This is a genomic window from Bacillus sp. 007/AIA-02/001 (assembly GCF_004634455.1).
Taxonomy (GTDB): domain Bacteria; phylum Bacillota; class Bacilli; order Bacillales; family Bacillaceae_G; genus Bacillus_A; species Bacillus_A cereus.
Genome location: NZ_SEIY01000035.1, coordinates 1 through 15,019 on the forward strand (window position 1 = coordinate 1; position 15,019 = coordinate 15,019).

Sequence of the window (15,019 nt, forward strand, 5' to 3'; positions counted from 1 at the left end):
TTGCATGTATTAGGCACGCCGCCAGCGTTCATCCTGAGCCAGGATCAAACTCTCCAATAAAGTTAGTTTGTCTAGCATCTAAAATAAAAATTGACGTTTCACGTTGTTTGTTTCGTTTAGTTTTCAAAGTTCAATATCGCGTTTCAGCGACTTTTATAATTTAACACTTCTCGTTAAATCTGTCAACAGCTTTTTTCTTTCGTTGCTGACGACGCTTATTAATTTACCATATTAATCATTTAATAGTCAACACTTTTTAAAAAAATGCCAAAATAATTTTATCTTGGCATGATATAAAGCTTAATAATCACTAACGCTGCCACACCCGGTAAGCCTAACAAACTCGTTATTGCTGCTGTCCCCATGTTAATCGGGATATGAAAATCAAAATATGTCCCTACAACATTTACGATAAAAAGCAATGCTATTCCTAAAGTAACATGAAAAATCACCTTACCTATAAAACGTAATGGCTTAGAGGCAACACCAAAAACAAGAAAAATAAATACTAAAGTAAGAATGCCAACAATAATAATTGTAGAATTCATTTTTTCCTCCTTATGAATGACCTATACATCTATTTGTATGGGACAAGACAATAAAAAAGAACAGTTATCATATGCAGCATCTCTTTTATATAAACTAAATAAAACGATACCTCAGCATTTAACAAATAAAATAAAAAGGCCTGCTTAGAAAGCAGAACCTTTTACCATTGTTCCATTTTTACAGGACGACGCTTTGCTTCTTTCAACAAAAAGAAATATTTCGCCTCTGCTATTTTCAAAGAACAAATGACATCTTGAGACGGTTCTACACTTTGTTCGACCATTCTCTTCTGACGTAACCACTCATTCTTCACTTTTTCCAAAAGTACAATTAACTTATCGTCATACTCTTTACGCAATTTACCCTTTTTTTGAAAGAACATTTTCGTTTCTCCTCTTATACTTCTCTGCGACCTTCTAACGCTTTGGATAATGTCACTTCATCTGCATATTCTAAATCTCCACCAACTGGCAGACCATGTGCAATACGAGTTACTTTAATGCCTGTAGGTTTTAAGAGGCGGGAGATATACATCGCTGTAGCTTCCCCTTCAATATTAGGGTTTGTTGCTAATATCACTTCTTGTACCGTTTCATCATGTAGTCGCTTTAAGAGTTGCGGGATATTAATGTCTTCCGGTCCAATTCCCTCCATAGGAGAAATCGCACCACGTAACACATGATATACACCTTGATACTCTTTCATTTTTTCCATCGCGATTACATCTTTCGGTTCTTGTACGACACAAACAACTGATTGATCTCGATGTGAATCATTACAAATATAACAAGGATCACGATCAGTAATATGTCCGCATACAGAACAGTACGCTAAATCTCGCTTCGCATTTACAAGTGCTTTCGCGAAACCTAACACATCATCTTCTTTCATATCTAATACGAAAAATGCCAATCGAACCGCTGTTTTCGGTCCGATACCTGGCAACTTCATAAAACTATCGATTAGTTTTGATATTGGTTCTGGATAATGCATGTATCAATATCCTCCTAGAACATTCCACCTGGTAAGTTTAAGCCTTTTGTAAATTTACCCATTGTAGAGTTTGAAAGCTCATCAGCCTTTTTAAGTGCATCATTTGTTGCAGCTAATACTAAGTCTTGTAGCATTTCGATATCTTCTGGATCTACAACTTCTTCTTTAATCTTCACTTCAAGAATTTGCTTGTGACCATTTGCGATAACTGTAATCATTCCGCCGCCAGCTGTACCTTCAACTGTTTTTTCACCAAGCTCTTCTTGTGCTTTCGCCATGTCCTTTTGCATCTTTTGCATTTGTTTCATCATGTTATTCATATTTCCCATTCCGCCACGCATCATAATTAATTCCTCCTAATTATTATTACTCTTTTATTTCAATGAGTTCTTGCCCTACTAATTTCACTGCCTCTTCTATAAGAGGATCTTCCTTTTTCTCTGGGCTTTCTTCAGACTCTCCACCTTCACGTTGTAAAAAGTCTTCACGGATTTTACCCCATTCACTTTTTGGAATGGCAATCATATTTAACCTTTTACTTAGCAATTCAAATAAAGCTTGTTCTACTGTATCCATAGCTTCTCGATTTTCGCTCGCCATCTTACAGTGAATCTCATATTGAAATGCTAAAACGTAAGTGTCATCTGAAGCTGCCACTGGTTCGCTATTTTCTAGTAAAACAGCAAACGCTACTTTGTTATATGATTTGAGTCTTCCTAACAACTCACCCCATACAGCTTTTAATTGTTCTAAATCTTGACGCTTCGCTTGTTTTAATACTTCATTTACACGTCCGACAGGAATCTTCATACTTCCTGTTCTTACCGGCTTTGGTGTTGCACGTGTCTCTCTTACTTCCTGTTGTACACCAGCTGGCACACCGTTCTTTTTAACTTGCTCTAACTCTTTCTCCAGTTGCTGCATCCTGTTCATAATTGCTTGCAAACGATCTGTACCATTTGCTTGCATCATAAACTGTTGACACAATTGCACCATAACAACTTCTAAGAAAATACGCGGATGATTTGTCCACTTCATTTCCTGTTGTCCCTTACTAAGGGTATGAATAATCTCATAGATCACTTCCGGTTGCATTTCTTCACTCAACTTACGGAATTGATCATCTACAATTACTCGTTCCAACATATGTTCTAGTTGCGGTGAAGTTTGATATAAAAGCATATCACGATAATAGTAAATGAAATCCTCCATAAAACGAACTGGATCCTTCCCTTTACTCATCATTTCATCTATGATTTGCAATGCTCTTGATACATCATTTTCACGTATGCATTCTACTAAATTGCCTAAGTATTGCTGAGAAACAGATCCTGTTACGGCCAATACATCTTCTGTCGTAACGGTCTCATCACTATAAGATATAGCCTGATCAATAAGACTAAGTGCGTCACGCATACCACCTTCAGCAGCACGCGCAACAATTTGTAATGCCTCATCTTCCACTTGCGTACCTTCATTTGTCACGACCGTTGATAATCTCTCAACAATATCATTCACTGATATTTTTCGGAATTCAAAACGCTGACAACGTGAAATAATTGTAGGCGGGATCTTATGAGGTTCTGTTGTCGCCAAAATAAAGATAACATGTCCTGGCGGCTCTTCTAAGGTTTTTAAAAGCGCATTGAATGCACCCATAGAAAGCATGTGAACTTCATCAATAATGTATACTTTATATTCTACAGCACTTGGAGCATATTTTACTTTATCTCTAATATCTCGAATTTCATCTACACCGTTATTTGAAGCCGCATCAATTTCTAATACATCTGAAATGGATCCTTGTGTAATTCCTAAACAAGAAGGACATTCATTACAAGGTTCAGCTACCGGAGCATGTTCACAGTTAATTGCTTTTGCAAATACTTTTGCAATTGTCGTTTTCCCTGTTCCCCTCGGGCCAGAAAATAAATAAGCATGTGAAACTTTCTCTTGAAGAAGGGCATTTTGCAACGTTTTTGTCACGTGCTTTTGACCGACTACATCTTCGAACTTTTGCGGTCTCCATGTTCGGTATAACGCTTGGTATGACACGAAAATACGGCCTCCCTCAAAGGTTATTATCTCATTTATTATAACCCATTCTGTTTATAGATTCCAAAAGTTATTTTCTATACAAAAAACTCACCTTTGTATTAAGGTGAGTTTTGTATACATATATAACTGCCGTGCACCCTCCGTCGATTACGTACCATAAGCGTTACTCAAGCAGTTAGCTCGGTTCAGGCACTCCTGCGGCACACGAGAAGACCCGCTTATTGCTGCTTCCTTCCGGACCTGACAAGGTTCACGGGGTCCCGTTGCGCAGGACCCAAACGTCAACACCACTTACTTAAGGCAGACCTTACAGCAACATAACCTCGAGAGGGGATTCGGCCTCGCTAGAGCGGATTGCGAGTATAGGGCACCGCTACCTCCCCGCTTAGCACGGCAAAGTTAAAACCAATATTCGGTTGCCTTCATTAAAGGCATTATCAGTATAACTTGTTTCTTTATAAAATGCAAATACGTTAGTTCCCAATATTCTTCTCTAATTTTTTTATTGCTTTTCTTTTTTTACGAAGCTCTCTAAAAAAGCTTGTTAACAACGTACCGCATTCTTCCTCTAGTACACCAGATACTACTTCACATTGATGATTGAAGCGTTCATCCGTTAAAAGATTCATCAATGTCCCTGCACATCCGCCCTTCGGATCACTTGCACCATATACAACTCGCTTCACTCGTGATAAAACAATTCCACCTGCACACATTGGACAAGGTTCTAATGTTACATACAATGTTGCATCTTCTAAACGCCATGTCCCTAATTTTTTACACGCCTCATCTATCGCTAGCAACTCAGCATGAGCTATTGATCTCTGCTCAGTTTCCCTTAAATTATGAGCAACACTAATTACCTCACCATCTAACACTATAACTGCTCCAATTGGTACTTCCTGTATTTCCTCTGCCTTTTTAGCTTCTTCTATCGCTAATTGCATAAAATAAATATCTTGATCTTGTTCCATAACATAGTCCTTTCATCACAAATAAAGTACACTTATTTCCATTTACTACACAGGGGATAACTTTTACAAATTCAATCCACCCTAAGAGAAAAAAGAGAGGGGATTACATATGAAAAATACCGCCTTGCTCATTATCGATATGATTAATGACTTTCAATTTTCCCACGGACCCATTCTAGCTAAAAAATGTGAAATTATAACAAACCCTATTTTACAATTAAAGAAAAAAATGAAATCCTTCGGCTGTCCTATAATTTACGTTAATGACCATTATCAACTGTGGAGATCTGATATCGACCAACTTATTACTCATTGTACAAATGAATATAGCGAAAACATAATCCATAAGATTGCTCCAAGTTCTGATGATTACATTTTTATTAAACCACATTATTCCGCTTTTTATGAAACACCTTTAAATTCATTACTAGGTTATTTAAAAATAGAAAATCTAATATTAACAGGGGTTGCCGGAAATATATGTATCCTATTTACAGCTAATGATGCTCATACGAGAAATTATACATTGTATGTACCAGAGGATTGTATCGCCTCTAACAACGACCAAGATAATATACATGCTTTAAAAATAATGGAAACTACATTGAAAGCAACTATAACATCATCAACCAAAATAAAATTTAATTAATACATATATCTATTTTCTAACTTTTTATATCAAATTAACCCGCTCGCTTCCCTCTTGTGCTACAATAATTCTGTTTTGTGTTTTTAGTAGTCACGGTAAATCACTGATTGAAAGGAGGAAACAGCGTGACCGGAGTACCATTTATCACGGTTGAAGGACCAATTGGTGTTGGAAAAACTTCACTTGCGAAGGAAATTTCAACTCACATGCAACTCCACTTACTAAAAGAGATTGTTGATGAAAATCCCTTTTTAGGAAAGTTCTATGAAGACATCGACGAATGGAGTTTTCAAACAGAGATGTTCTTTCTTTGTAATAGATACAAACAATTAGAAGACATTAACATAAAGTATTTGAATCAAAGCAAACCAGTAGTAGCGGATTACCATATCTTTAAAAATTTAATTTTTGCATCCCGCACATTAAAAGACTCCCAATATGACAAATACATGCAAATTTATCGTATCCTTACACAAGATATGCCTGTGCCAAATGTCATTGTTTATTTAACAGCTAGCCTAGAAACATTGCAAAAACGAATCGCCATGCGCGGAAGAGAATTTGAAAAAAACATGGATCCAAATTACTTACTACAGCTCACAAAAGATTATGAAACAGCAATGGATGCTTTTAAAAAAGATCATCCGGAAATACCAGTATTGAAATTTAATGGAGACGATATGGATTTTGTAAAAAATCCTGATGATTTAAACGTCATCCTATCTGCCCTTCAAAATACTCTCTTAAAGGAGTCGAAATAATAATGAATTTAAGGCAAAAATATGATATACCCAATGACGCAGTAATCACTATCGCCGGAACGGTAGGTGTGGGTAAATCAACTATGACAACTGCATTAGCTAATGCTTTAGGTTATCGCACATCATTTGAAAAAGTAGATTCCAATCCATATTTGGACAAGTTCTATGCGGACTTCACTCGTTGGAGCTTCCACCTACAAGTGTACTTTTTAGCAGAACGATTTAAGGAACAAAAAAGAATTTTTGAATATGGTGGCGGTTTTGTTCAAGATCGTTCCATTTACGAAGACACTGGAATTTTCGCAAAGATGCATCATGAAAAAGGAACAATGACGGAAACTGATTATGAAACATACAAAGGTTTATTTGACGCTATGGTCATGACTCCTTACTTCCCTCATCCAGACTTATTAATTTACTTAGAAGGTTCTTTCGATGATATTGTCGATCGTATTCAAGAACGCGGGCGCCCAATGGAACAGCAAACACCAATTGAGTACTGGAAAGAAATGCATGGACGTTATGAAAACTGGATTAACAACTTTAATTCATGCCCTGTATTACGCTTAAATATTAATGAGTACGATATTTTAAAAGATGGTGATTCAATCGAACCAATCATTAAAAAAATTGGCCATTTTTTAAAACAAACACGTAAACTTGTAAAATAAAAAACCCGTGCATATGCACGGGTTTTCCTATTAAATTACTTCTTCTTTGTTGGAGCAATAATTTCACTCTCAGGTTTTCCTGCGTTAATGCGCTGACGAACAGTACTTGTACTAATATCGTATGCTTCAGCAATCTCTTTAACAGTCATTTCTTTCCCGTTAATTACTGCCGTTAATACTTTACCTGTACGTTTTGGAGCCGCCGCTTTCTTTACAGCTGCTTTTTTAACTTGTTTTGGCGCCTCTACTTTACTCGTAGCTTGTTTTACATCGCAAGTACAACCACAAAGTTTACGGAATGTATCATCACTAATAATGCGTGATACGTTTGCACCACTGTTTAAAATTCTATTGTTCTTACAGACAGGACATTGTACATAATATAAAGTTTTTCCATCTAAAGGAAACGTTTGTATAATAAGATCCATGTTGACTCCTTTCATATCTATGAAGATAATCATCGGAATATGAGTGTGTAATAAGGACAAAATTGCCTTACACCATACTTTATGATTGGTTTTAAAATAAAAACTCGTTACGTGTTGGTAACGAGTTCTCCAATCTCCACTTATATGCGCTGTTGTCAATTATATCTGGAGGAGGTAGAGGGATTCGAACCCCCGCGCGACTCTCGCCGCCTGTCGGTTTTCAAGACCGATCCCTTCAGCCAGACTTGGGTATACCTCCATATTGACATCAAATATAATATCAAAAGAAAAACAGTTAGTCAACCCTACTAAAATAAATTATGAGGAAAGGAAAATTTTACTTTTCCCTTCCTACATTACAGTACTGACAACGCTCATAATTACCAATCACTCATACCGATGAATGTTTAAATTTACTTAATAACTGTTTTTCCTCCCATATAAGGGCGAAGAACTTCTGGAATTATAATTGTACCATCTTCTTGTTGGTAGTTCTCTAAAATAGCTGCAACCGTACGTCCGATTGCAAGACCAGATCCATTTAATGTATGAACATGTTCTGGTTTTCCATTTGGCTCACGGCGGAAACGGATATTTGCACGTCTCGCTTGGAAAGCTTCAAAATTACTACAAGAAGAAATTTCACGATATGTGCCATAGCTTGGAATCCATACTTCAATATCGTATTTCTTCGCTGCTGTAAATCCTAAATCGCCTGTGCACATGCTCATAACGCGATATGGCAACTCTAATAATTGTAACACGCGTTCTGCATCATTTGTTAATTTTTCTAATTCTTCATAAGAATCTTCTGGTTTTACGAACTTCACAAGCTCTACTTTATTGAACTGATGCTGGCGAATTAAACCACGTGTATCACGACCAGCTGAACCTGCTTCAGAACGGAAGCAAGAGCTAAATGCAGCATATCTTATAGGCAATTGCTCTTTATTTAAAATCTCATCACGATGCATATTCGTTACAGGTACTTCAGCTGTTGGAATTAAGAAGTAATCTTCACTTTCAATACGGAATGCATCTTCTTCAAACTTTGGAAGTTGTCCTGTTCCCGTCATACTTGCACGGTTTACCATATATGGAGGTAATACTTCTTCATATCCATGCTCATCAGTATGAAGATCAAGCATAAAGCTAATTAAAGCACGCTCTAATCTTGCACCAGCACCTTTGTAAAATACGAAGCGGCTTCCTGTTACTTTCCCAGCGCGTTCAAAATCTAAAATTCCTAAATCAGTAGCAAGATCCCAATGTGGTTTTGGCTCAAAAGTAAATTCTTTCACTTCTCCCCAAGTACGTGCTACTACATTATCATCCTCTGTTTCACCAACTGGAGCAGATTCATGAGGGATATTTGGAATAGATAACATTAATCTTTCTAAGTCTTCTTCAACTGTACGAAGTTCGTTATCAAGATCCTTTACTTTTTCTCCAACCTCACGCATTTCTAAAATTAGAGCCTCTGCATCTTTCTTTTCGCGCTTTAATACAGAAATTTGTTGAGATACTTCGTTACGTTTACTTTTTAATTCTTCTGTCTGAACAAGTAGTTCTCTTCTTCTCGTATCAAGTTCTTCAAAACGGCCGAAATCAGTTAAATCTTCGCCTCTATGCTGTAATTTCGCTTTTACTTCTTCAAAGTTTGTACGTAAAAATTTAATATCAAGCATTATATACTCCTCCTTTTATTTTATAAAACACAAAAAACTCCCGTCCCTATATAAAGGGACGGGAGTTAACCCGCGTTGCCACCCTAGTTGAAAGCATTACCGCTTTCCTCTCAAGTAGAAATAACGGCTCTTCACCGGGAATGCTTACTAATCCAAAAGATATTCCACATTCCATTCCAGGATGGATTCACAAACTGTTTCTATCGATTTCCACCAACCATCGACTCTCTATAAGAAACGACATTTGTTACTATTTCCTATCAACACGCTTATTTTATAAAATTGTTACCATCAATTTACTATAATCTTATACAAGTTGCAAGTTACTTATACAACTTTTTTCATTTTCGCTTCTTTTACCATTTCAACAAAGTATGCTGTCACACGATGATCATCTGTTAATTCCGGATGGAATGAAGCAGCTAAAAACTGATCTTGCCTTACCGCTACCATTCGGTCACCATGCTTAGAAAGCACTTCAACATTATCAGCTACTTCTACAACATACGGCGCACGGATAAATACACCAATGAAGTCTTCACCCACGCCTTCAATTGAAAGCGCAGCTTCAAAACTATCCTTTTGGCGTCCGAACGCATTGCGCTCAACTGTAATATCCATAGCACCAATATGTGCTTCTTCATAGCCAATAAGTGTTTTCGCAAGAAGAATCATCCCTGCACATGTACCAAACATTGGTTTACCAGACTTTGCAAATGTACGAAGTGGTTCCATGAAAGCATACTTATCAATAAGACGGCGCATTGTTGTACTTTCACCGCCTGGTAAAATAAGACCATCAATCTCTTCAAGTTGCTCTATACGCTTTACAACAACAGCTTCTGCACCACTTGCTTCAACTGATTTTACATGCTCACGAACTGCACCTTGAAGACCTAGTACACCGATTTTCACCATTTTAAAGTTCTCCTTTAATTACCATCCACGCTCTTGCATGCGTTGTTCTGGTAATAACGTTGAAATTTCGACACCCTTCATTGCATTACCTAATCCTTTAGAAAGGCTTGCAATTAGTTCGTAATCTTCATAATGAGTCGTTGCTTCAACGATTGCACGTGCAAATTTCTCTGGGTTTTCTGATTTGAAGATACCAGATCCAACAAATACCCCATCAGCACCAAGTTGCATCATTAATGCTGCATCTGCTGGTGTTGCTACACCACCTGCCGCAAAGTTTACAACTGGTAAGCGACCAAGACGTTTAATTTCAAGTAATACTTCGTAAGGAGCGCCAGTATTTTTTGCATATGTCATTAACTCATCTTCACGTAGACTCGCAACTTGACGGATTTCTGCATTGACTTGGCGCATATGACGCACTGCCTCTACAATGTTTCCTGTTCCTGGTTCACCTTTTGTACGAAGCATAGATGCACCTTCTGCAATACGACGTGCAGCTTCTCCGATATCACGGCAACCACATACAAATGGAACTGTGTAATCACGTTTATTTAAATGGTATACTTCATCAGCAGGAGTTAATACTTCACTCTCATCGATATAGTCTACCCCTAATGATTCTAATACACGTGCTTCTACAAGGTGACCGATACGGCATTTTGCCATAACCGGAATTGACACCGCACCCATAACTTCTTCAACAATTGTTGGGTCTGCCATACGAGAAACGCCACCTGCTGCACGAATATCTGCTGGTACACGCTCTAATGCCATAACGGCAACTGCGCCTGCCTCTTCTGCAATTTTTGCTTGTTCAGCGTTAACTACGTCCATAATAACGCCGCCTTTTTGCATTTCTGCCATTCCACGTTTTACACGTTCTGTCCCTGTTACATTTGTCATGTACAAAAACCCCCCTAGGTGAATTGCTTTCCCCCGTTAAAGGCGAAAATTAAGAATACTCTTACATTCTACCACTAACTATCAGATGCTTGTCTACTACTTTTTCATAAAGTCGGTATGAAAAATAGGAATAAAAAAAAGCTCCTATCATGAGGAGCTTTTAAAACCAACCTTTTACTGTATCAACAGCACTATTCCACATGCCACTAAAGAATGAACCAATTCCGCGCATAGCACGAGTAAACCAGTTTGCTTCTTCTACTTCAGATGTTGTTACAAGATCCACTTGCAGTGACTTACCAGTTAAAAATCCAGGGTCGTTTGTATCTTTTGGCGTAATTACCATTTGACCAAGCGCAGCTCCCTTTTTAATAGGTGCTTCTTGTCCCTTGCTTGATTCTTTTAATTCCGTTTTATAAACATCTTTACTTCCTTTTGGCACTGGAAGTGAAATAGCTTGTTTCGTTTGAACTGCTACATCTTTATCTTTCGCATTTTCTACTCGTACTGTTTCTTGTCCTTTTACTGAAGAACCTTTTTTATACATTTGTTTTACTTCAAAGTTAGCAAATCCATAATCATATAGCTTCTTTGTTTCATCAAAACGTGCTGTATGAGAACTTGTTTTAATAACTACAGAAATAAAACGCATTCCGTTTCTTTCAACCGTACCAGTGAAGCAATCTCCTGCCTCTGGAGTTGAGCCTGTTTTTAGGCCGTCTACGCCATCATATTCTTTAACTAAGCCCTTTAACATCCAGTTCCAGTTCGACATTGCAAACTTCTCTTTTTCTGGACGGAATTCTTTTTTAGGGATTTTTGCTGTATCTAACACTTTTGGATAATCTTTAATTAAATGTTGTGCTAAAGTTGCAACATCCTTTGCAGACATTTTATTTTCTTCATCCGCTGTTGTTCCTTCAGGATGCATTCCCTTTAAATCTTTATTCGTTAAACCTGTAGAATTGACAAATTTATAATTTTTCAACCCTAGTTCTTTCGATTTATCATTCATCATTTTTACGAAGTCTACTTCTTTACCTGCAATTGCTTCTGCTAATGCAATTGTTGCACCATTTGCAGAAAAGATTGCCATTGCCTCGTATAACTCTTTTACTGTATAAGAGCCACCATTTTCTAATGCAACATTTGATAATGAAGCATCTTGTGAAACCTTATATGCATATTCAGAAACCTTAATTTTCTGGTCCCACTTAAGTTTTCCTTTATCCACTGCTTCGTGAACTAAATATTCACTCATCATCTTTGTCATACTAGCAATGGATAATAATTCATCTGCATTCTTTTGATATAAAATTTTCCCAGAATTCGCTTCTACTAAAATTGCCGCACCTGCTTCAATGTTTAAAGCGGCTCCTGTTTCAGCTGATGCATTGCTATATGGCATAAAAATGCTACAAGCTAGTGTAAGCACTGTTACCAAAGCAATGAATCTTTTGCAAAACATACCTTTCACTTTTGCTACCCCCAATATCTATGTACTCACATAACCGTTATTCTAACATAATCAAAAAAAAATAGACAGAGATATCAAATCTCTGTCTATTTGTATATAAGACATTATAATGAGTAGTTTGGAGCCTCTTTTGTAATTTGTACGTGATGAGGATGACTTTCACGTAAGCCAGCACCTGACATACGAATGAATTGTGCGTTTTCGCGTAAGAATTCTAAATCCTGTGCTCCGCAATATCCCATACCTGCACGTAAGCCACCAACTAATTGGTGAACTGTATCTGCTAAAGGTCCTTTATATGGTACTCGTCCTTCAATACCTTCTGGGACAAGTTTTTTATTGCCTTCTTGGAAGTAACGATCTTTACTTCCTTTTTCCATCGCACCGACAGAACCCATACCACGATACACTTTAAATTGACGACCTTGGTAAATTTCAGTTTCTCCAGGGCTTTCTGCAACACCTGCAAACATGCTACCTAGCATAACAACATGTGCTCCTGCCGCTAAGGCTTTCACCATATCACCAGAGTACTTAATACCGCCATCAGCAATAACTGGAATGCCGTGTTTACGAGCTTCTGTTGCACAATCATAAACCGCAGTTAATTGTGGTACACCAACACCGGCTACAACGCGTGTTGTACAAATAGAACCTGGTCCAATACCAACTTTAACTACGTTTGCACCAGCTTCAATTAGTGCTTTCGTTGCTTCAGCAGTAGCAACATTTCCAGCGATAATATTTAGTGATGGATATTTAGCACGAACTTCTTTTACCTTATCAATAACACCTTTAGAATGCCCATGTGCTGTATCAAGTACAATTGCATCTACACTAGCTTTTACTAATGCATCGATGCGAAGCATTGCATCCGCTGTTACACCAACTGCTGCTCCAACTAATAAGCGTCCTTGCTTATCTTTAGCAGAGTTTGGGAATTCAATTACTTTTTCAATATCTTTTATTGTAATAAGCCCTTGTAATACACCGTTATTATCAACAAGAGGGAGTTTTTCAATTTTATACTTTTGTAGGATCTTTTCAGCTTCTTCCAGTGTAGTACCAACTGGAGCTGTAATTAATTGTTCTTTTGTCATTACGTCAGAAATTTTGATTGAGTAGTCTTGGATGAAGCGCATATCACGGTTTGTAATAATACCAACTAATTTTCGCTCATCTAAATTATTTACAACCGGTACACCTGAGATACGATATTTTCCCATAAGATGTTCTGCATCATATACTTGATGTTCTGGAGTTAAGAAGAAAGGATCTGAAATAACGCCGCTTTCAGAGCGCTTTACTTTATCAACTTGCTCTGCTTGTTGCTCAATAGACATATTCTTATGAATAATTCCTAAACCACCCTGGCGAGCCATTGCAATAGCCATGTCAGCTTCTGTTACTGTATCCATTCCTGCACTAATTAACGGGATGTTTAGCTGTAAGCTTTCAGATAAAACTGTTTTAACACTTACTTCTCTTGGTAATATATCTGACCTAGCTGGTACAAGTAATACATCATCAAAAGTCAAACCTTCTTTAACAAATTTAGATTCCCACATAATTGTTCCCCCTATGATACCAGAAATTATTATTAGTAGCTTATCAATTGGTTAAAATACTGTCAAGGACGTATATATATGTTAGAATTTTTAGATAATAAAAGGAGCGTAATATATGCATCAAACATCTTGTACTTGGCAGCAGTTAAGTTTCTTTTTTTCATCTCAAAACGTACAACGTTATCTTGCCCGTTGTTACGAAAAATCCTCTATTCAGGATGCCGAAAAAAAAAGTTTTGAAAATTGTTATCCCTTTATTTATTACTTAGAACACGGAAAAAATTATTATGAATTATATAAGACAGCTCCATTTTCCATTCAACCAATGTTGTTATTTTATGGAATTAGTCAACTTTTTAAAGCATGCCTACTAACTATTGACCCTAACTATCCTGAATCCACTACTGTTTTAGCTCATGGCGTTACAACTCGCAAACGAAAAAAACAAGGGTATCAATTTTTAGAAGATGAGGTGAAGGTACAAAAAAATGGATTATTTACTCATGTTGCAGAACAACTGTTTCACATGAAACACTTAGAAGCAGAAAAATTTAACATGTTAGAATTAATGGGAAATATTCCAGAATTACAAAATTTATTTCGTTATAGTCAAAAAGGATCAACTTTATATAAAATCGATTCAACAATTAAAAATGAGCTCTCCTTTTCAGTCAACCTACTAGATCGATTACATATGACTAAAGAGAGATTTTCTCGTTACATTGAAACATCTTGTAAGCATTTATCAATACAGCACGTACCTGAGAAGACTAATCAATCGAATTTACTTTTTACAGCGCCCATTCAATCATGGAATCCTATGTACAGTACTCCTTTATACTATGAACATCTTACTAATACTTATTATTTGCCACTTACGACTGATCCTAGAAATCCTAAGCCAATATTACCTGAACTCCTCATTCATTATTTATTGCTCTATAATTTAAGCATGATTTCTAGGTATGAAACAGATTGGTGGTATGACTTACTTGGCAGTTATAGTTCTGAAGATTATCCATTTATTTATCAATTTCTAAGTATTTCTGCTCAAAAAATCCCTTACTATATTTCAAATTTTTTATTAATGGAACCAAATCTATTTCATGGGAAATAAAAAAACACAAGTCAAATGACTTGTGTTTTTAGTTGCTTGGCGACGTCCTACTCTCACAGGGACAAGGTCCCAACTACCATCGGCGCTAGAGAGCTTAACTTCCGTGTTCGGTATGGGAACGGGTGTGACCTCTCTGCCATCATCACCAAACTATGAAGGCATATTCCTTCAAAACTAGATAACATTTGCTACATATTATATGGTTAAGTCCTCGATCTATTAGTATTCGTCAGCTCCACATGTCACCATGCTTCCACCTCGA

The 15,019-nt window shown here is 37.0% G+C and carries 16 protein-coding genes, 1 tRNA gene, 2 rRNA genes, 1 other RNA gene and 1 other annotated feature; of the genes, 4 read left to right on the forward strand and 16 right to left on the reverse strand.

From position 1 onward, the window contains the following. From ES895_RS28660 to tadA, 8 genes are all read right to left on the reverse strand, one after another. Positions 1 to 60, reverse strand: a 16S ribosomal RNA gene (locus ES895_RS28660); the annotation flags it as partial. Positions 61 to 278: 218 nt separating this feature from the next. Continuing rightward, a complete protein-coding gene (locus ES895_RS28665; protein ID WP_001089273.1) occupies positions 279 to 548 on the reverse strand; it encodes a pro-sigmaK processing inhibitor BofA family protein in 270 nt (89 codons plus the stop codon). A 161-nt stretch (positions 549 to 709) separates the two neighbouring features. Beyond that, complete coding sequence (locus ES895_RS28670) at positions 710 to 931, reverse strand: YaaL family protein (RefSeq protein ID WP_000466019.1); 222 nt, start codon at positions 929 to 931, stop codon at positions 710 to 712. Positions 932 to 945: 14 nt separating this feature from the next. Continuing rightward, positions 946 to 1,542: a recombination protein RecR gene (gene recR, locus ES895_RS28675; protein WP_000559169.1), complete on the reverse strand. Its 597-nt coding sequence runs from the start codon at positions 1,540 to 1,542 to the stop codon at positions 946 to 948. 14 nt (positions 1,543 to 1,556) lie between these two features. After that, positions 1,557 to 1,883, reverse strand: coding sequence for a YbaB/EbfC family nucleoid-associated protein (locus tag ES895_RS28680; RefSeq protein WP_014894853.1), 327 nt, complete (start codon positions 1,881 to 1,883; stop codon positions 1,557 to 1,559). Between the two features lie 25 nt (positions 1,884 to 1,908). After that, the gene (dnaX, locus tag ES895_RS28685) at positions 1,909 to 3,597 is read right to left on the reverse strand and encodes a DNA polymerase III subunit gamma/tau (RefSeq protein ID WP_000121575.1); all 1,689 of its coding nucleotides are present in this window, start codon (positions 3,595 to 3,597) and stop codon (positions 1,909 to 1,911) included. Between the two features lie 132 nt (positions 3,598 to 3,729). Beyond that, positions 3,730 to 3,994, reverse strand: an RNA gene (gene ffs, locus ES895_RS28690) — signal recognition particle sRNA large type. Between the two features lie 79 nt (positions 3,995 to 4,073). After that, positions 4,074 to 4,574 (reverse strand): tRNA adenosine(34) deaminase TadA, encoded by a 501-nt coding sequence (tadA, locus tag ES895_RS28695; RefSeq protein ID WP_000434331.1) that lies wholly within the window; start codon positions 4,572 to 4,574, stop codon positions 4,074 to 4,076. 109 nt (positions 4,575 to 4,683) lie between these two features. On the opposite strand from tadA, the gene ES895_RS28705 reads away from it, so the two are divergent. The 3 genes from ES895_RS28705 (at position 4,684) to ES895_RS28715 (ending at position 6,655) form a co-directional block, all read left to right on the forward strand. Then, complete coding sequence (locus tag ES895_RS28705) at positions 4,684 to 5,223, forward strand: cysteine hydrolase family protein (RefSeq protein WP_135238859.1); 540 nt, start codon at positions 4,684 to 4,686, stop codon at positions 5,221 to 5,223. Positions 5,224 to 5,348: 125 nt separating this feature from the next. Continuing rightward, entirely contained in the window at positions 5,349 to 5,984 is a 636-nt protein-coding gene (locus ES895_RS28710; RefSeq protein WP_097995700.1) for a deoxynucleoside kinase, read from the forward strand. A 2-nt stretch (positions 5,985 to 5,986) separates the two neighbouring features. Continuing rightward, positions 5,987 to 6,655 (forward strand): deoxynucleoside kinase, encoded by a 669-nt coding sequence (locus ES895_RS28715; RefSeq protein WP_001053585.1) that lies wholly within the window; start codon positions 5,987 to 5,989, stop codon positions 6,653 to 6,655. Between the two features lie 35 nt (positions 6,656 to 6,690). Here ES895_RS28715 and ES895_RS28720 read toward each other — a convergent pair whose 3' ends face one another. From ES895_RS28720 to guaB, 7 genes are all read right to left on the reverse strand, one after another. Further along, the gene (locus ES895_RS28720; RefSeq protein ID WP_000364196.1) at positions 6,691 to 7,083 is read right to left on the reverse strand and encodes a sigma factor-like helix-turn-helix DNA-binding protein; all 393 of its coding nucleotides are present in this window, start codon (positions 7,081 to 7,083) and stop codon (positions 6,691 to 6,693) included. 166 nt (positions 7,084 to 7,249) lie between these two features. Then, positions 7,250 to 7,342: transfer RNA gene (locus tag ES895_RS28725), tRNA-Ser, on the reverse strand. Positions 7,343 to 7,496: 154 nt separating this feature from the next. Next, entirely contained in the window at positions 7,497 to 8,771 is a 1,275-nt protein-coding gene (serS, locus tag ES895_RS28730; RefSeq protein WP_000884186.1) for a serine--tRNA ligase, read from the reverse strand. Positions 8,772 to 8,822: 51 nt separating this feature from the next. Next, positions 8,823 to 9,044: a binding site (T-box leader), on the reverse strand. A 54-nt stretch (positions 9,045 to 9,098) separates the two neighbouring features. Then, positions 9,099 to 9,689, reverse strand: coding sequence for a pyridoxal 5'-phosphate synthase glutaminase subunit PdxT (pdxT, locus tag ES895_RS28735; RefSeq protein WP_000238783.1), 591 nt, complete (start codon positions 9,687 to 9,689; stop codon positions 9,099 to 9,101). Positions 9,690 to 9,707: 18 nt separating this feature from the next. Further along, a complete protein-coding gene (gene pdxS / locus ES895_RS28740) occupies positions 9,708 to 10,595 on the reverse strand; it encodes a pyridoxal 5'-phosphate synthase lyase subunit PdxS (RefSeq protein ID WP_000186165.1) in 888 nt (295 codons plus the stop codon). Positions 10,596 to 10,755: 160 nt separating this feature from the next. Next, positions 10,756 to 12,063 (reverse strand): D-alanyl-D-alanine carboxypeptidase DacA, encoded by a 1,308-nt coding sequence (dacA, locus tag ES895_RS28745; RefSeq protein ID WP_125653127.1) that lies wholly within the window; start codon positions 12,061 to 12,063, stop codon positions 10,756 to 10,758. Positions 12,064 to 12,176: 113 nt separating this feature from the next. Then, on the reverse strand, positions 12,177 to 13,640 hold the full coding sequence (gene guaB / locus ES895_RS28750; protein WP_000264088.1) for an IMP dehydrogenase: 1,464 nt from the start codon (positions 13,638 to 13,640) through the stop codon (positions 12,177 to 12,179). Between the two features lie 115 nt (positions 13,641 to 13,755). Between guaB and ES895_RS28755 the strand changes: the two genes are divergently transcribed. Continuing rightward, entirely contained in the window at positions 13,756 to 14,757 is a 1,002-nt protein-coding gene (locus ES895_RS28755) for a YaaC family protein (protein WP_000554291.1), read from the forward strand. A 34-nt stretch (positions 14,758 to 14,791) separates the two neighbouring features. Here ES895_RS28755 and rrf read toward each other — a convergent pair. Beyond that, positions 14,792 to 14,907 (reverse strand): 5S ribosomal RNA (rrf, locus tag ES895_RS28760). Between the last annotated feature and the right edge of the window lie 112 nt (positions 14,908 to 15,019).

Coding starts and splice junctions, on each gene's coding strand:
- serS (WP_000884186.1), bottom strand. CDS start 8,771: ATGCTTGATATTAAATTTTTACGTACAAACTTTGAAGAAGTAAAAGCG.
- ES895_RS28715 (WP_001053585.1), top strand. CDS start 5,987: ATGAATTTAAGGCAAAAATATGATATACCCAATGACGCAGTAATCACT.
- pdxT (WP_000238783.1), bottom strand. CDS start 9,689: ATGGTGAAAATCGGTGTACTAGGTCTTCAAGGTGCAGTTCGTGAGCAT.
- ES895_RS28670 (WP_000466019.1), bottom strand. CDS start 931: ATGTTCTTTCAAAAAAAGGGTAAATTGCGTAAAGAGTATGACGATAAG.
- ES895_RS28720 (WP_000364196.1), bottom strand. CDS start 7,083: ATGGATCTTATTATACAAACGTTTCCTTTAGATGGAAAAACTTTATAT.
- ES895_RS28705 (WP_135238859.1), top strand. CDS start 4,684: ATGAAAAATACCGCCTTGCTCATTATCGATATGATTAATGACTTTCAA.
- pdxS (WP_000186165.1), bottom strand. CDS start 10,595: ATGACAAATGTAACAGGGACAGAACGTGTAAAACGTGGAATGGCAGAA.
- dacA (WP_125653127.1), bottom strand. CDS start 12,063: ATGTTTTGCAAAAGATTCATTGCTTTGGTAACAGTGCTTACACTAGCT.
- guaB (WP_000264088.1), bottom strand. CDS start 13,640: ATGTGGGAATCTAAATTTGTTAAAGAAGGTTTGACTTTTGATGATGTA.
- ES895_RS28680 (WP_014894853.1), bottom strand. CDS start 1,883: ATGCGTGGCGGAATGGGAAATATGAATAACATGATGAAACAAATGCAA.
- ES895_RS28665 (WP_001089273.1), bottom strand. CDS start 548: ATGAATTCTACAATTATTATTGTTGGCATTCTTACTTTAGTATTTATT.
- recR (WP_000559169.1), bottom strand. CDS start 1,542: ATGCATTATCCAGAACCAATATCAAAACTAATCGATAGTTTTATGAAG.
- tadA (WP_000434331.1), bottom strand. CDS start 4,574: ATGGAACAAGATCAAGATATTTATTTTATGCAATTAGCGATAGAAGAA.
- ES895_RS28755 (WP_000554291.1), top strand. CDS start 13,756: ATGCATCAAACATCTTGTACTTGGCAGCAGTTAAGTTTCTTTTTTTCA.